Source organism: Planctomycetaceae bacterium, from assembly GCA_041398825.1.
In the GTDB taxonomy this organism is placed as follows: Bacteria; Planctomycetota; Planctomycetia; order Planctomycetales; family Planctomycetaceae; genus F1-80-MAGs062.
This window is the reverse complement of sequence record JAWKTX010000032.1, coordinates 1-1947: the sequence shown is the minus strand read 5'-3', so window position 1 is coordinate 1947 and position 1947 is coordinate 1. Positions and strand designations below refer to the sequence as shown.

The 1947-nt window shown below is 52.6% G+C and carries 2 protein-coding genes; both read right to left on the bottom strand.

Annotated features, from left to right (window positions below; all coding sequences use genetic code 11):
* A partial coding sequence (locus R3C20_26060; protein MEZ6043972.1) for a hypothetical protein occupies positions 1 to 961 on the bottom strand: 961 nt, incomplete at its 3' end.
* Positions 962 to 1076: 115 nt separating this feature from the next.
* Positions 1077 to 1947: ISL3 family transposase (locus R3C20_26055; GenBank protein ID MEZ6043971.1), on the bottom strand; the 871-nt coding region annotated here is incomplete at its 5' end.

Genomic DNA, 1947 nt, shown 5'->3' with positions numbered 1-1947 from the left:
CCGTCAGGAGTAACAAGACATTCTCCTTAAGCTCCCGAATCAGCATACTATCGGCTTTGCCATACTGTCCTCGTGGGCCGTCCAGCAATTGCCAATAACCATCGGGAATTCGCCAGATGACACCCGTTTCAAAGTTCCTGTAAACTCCATCACGAACTGACGAGTGCGCTCCAACGGCATCGGGAGCCAGCAGCAGCTCTGGGTGAGCATCGATAGCTGCAGCCATTTCATTGTCGGACGTTGCCTGAAAGGCGCGCAAAAGGTTCTCCGGCAGGGTTACCTCATCTGTGCCTTCAGTGGGATGAATATCGAGATTGAAGAGTCGACTGCCTCTATATGTGGCCGCCCGAAGCTTCGGATGTCCAGTCGCATCGACCCCGGAAACGAATGCGACTGAAGAGCCTAAGAACTCCGTAGTTATTTCGGGGAAGGATCTATCAATAGTAAATCCATCCCGCTTCGAAGCTCCATTGCTCCTGACGATCTTTCCTGCATCGAGTTCACTCAGCTTCTCTGAATTGACTCGAAGCTGGGTTCCGAGTCGCGTGTCCCGCACTGCGATTGTTAATCCCGGATCAAAGCTTTCTCCTGATTCCGCGGATATTAGTGCGACGGAATCAGAAAGTTGGATTTTGAACCCGTGAGCCAGGTTGATGTATTGATTGGACTCAGCATCGATAAACCCGCCGGGCAGTCCGCGAGAATCTCGCTTGGCTAGCTTTTGCCTTAGCTCTGGCGTGATCGCCCATCCCGGGATGGAGACCGGAATCGAACGCTGAGCCGATGCCGGCGATGATTCACGGACAACCGGCGGCTTTGCGGCAGCAGCATTTGTGTCAACCGAAGTTGATTGATTTCCATCTGGGCCATTGGTCGAGCCCTCTGTACCGCATCCGGAAATATAAAGTGTAATGATGGTCAACAGCGCAACTGTCAACCACGTGCGAAAGTCTCTAATCATGTTGTTCACTCAGAAATCAATGTCTGGTCAGTTTCGTGGAATTCTATATCAAGTGAACGATACCGAGAAGCAGTTCAGGGTGTGGCCCGGTGTGGTTTACTGGGTCCATCCGGGATTATTGTGGGTAGAGGTTGAGTCCACCGCAGTGGAAGAAGATAGCGGTCTTGAAGTTTTGGCGGTTTCGGAATCCTCCGACTCGTCGTTTGATGGACATGATTTTGCTGTTCATGCCTTCGGCTACGGCGTTGGTGATCTTGTGCGTGCAATAGCTGACAACATTCTTTAGACGTTCTTTGATCGATCGGGCGACTGTCTTCATTGGCGTCAGCTTTGTGTGGATCACGCGTTTGTACCAGTCTCTGAAGAAAGCGGTGGCCGCAGCCGCACTGCTTTGGCTCCAGAGGTCGCGGAGCATTTCCTTGTAGGCCCATGCTTTGCCGGTCTGGAGTTGCAGGTCGTATGTGGCATCAAAGACCTCCTGCTGCTTTGTGCTGAGATTTTCGTGGCTGGTCAACCAGACGTACTTCGTCTTGCTGAGACGGTCATCGCCCTCTTTGATGAGAGCTCGATGTTCGCCTCGACGGACTTTGTCGACCGCCTTTGTGGCCATCTGCATGACGTGAAACCGATCGTGGACAATCTTGTGCTCCGCCAACGGAATGACTTGCTTCGCCGCTTTGACGTAGGCCGCATTCATGTCCATCGCAATGGCTTCGACAGACTGCAGCTGATCCTCAGAAAGTTGAGAAAGGCAGGCAATTCCGGCCTCCGTGTCGTTTCCATCGGAGATCGCTTCGACCGTGCTGTTGTCCAGATCGTAAAGCAGAGTGATGTAGTTTTGCCCTTTGAGAAAAGCCTTCTCGTCGATTCCCAGTCGAGGCATCGGCTGCTGCTCTTTGCGAGCTTTGCCTCGAGCCACCGCGCGTTCAATGATCGACCAAGTCTGATCCCATTTCGTTCCCAGAATACTCATGGCGCCTTTGACG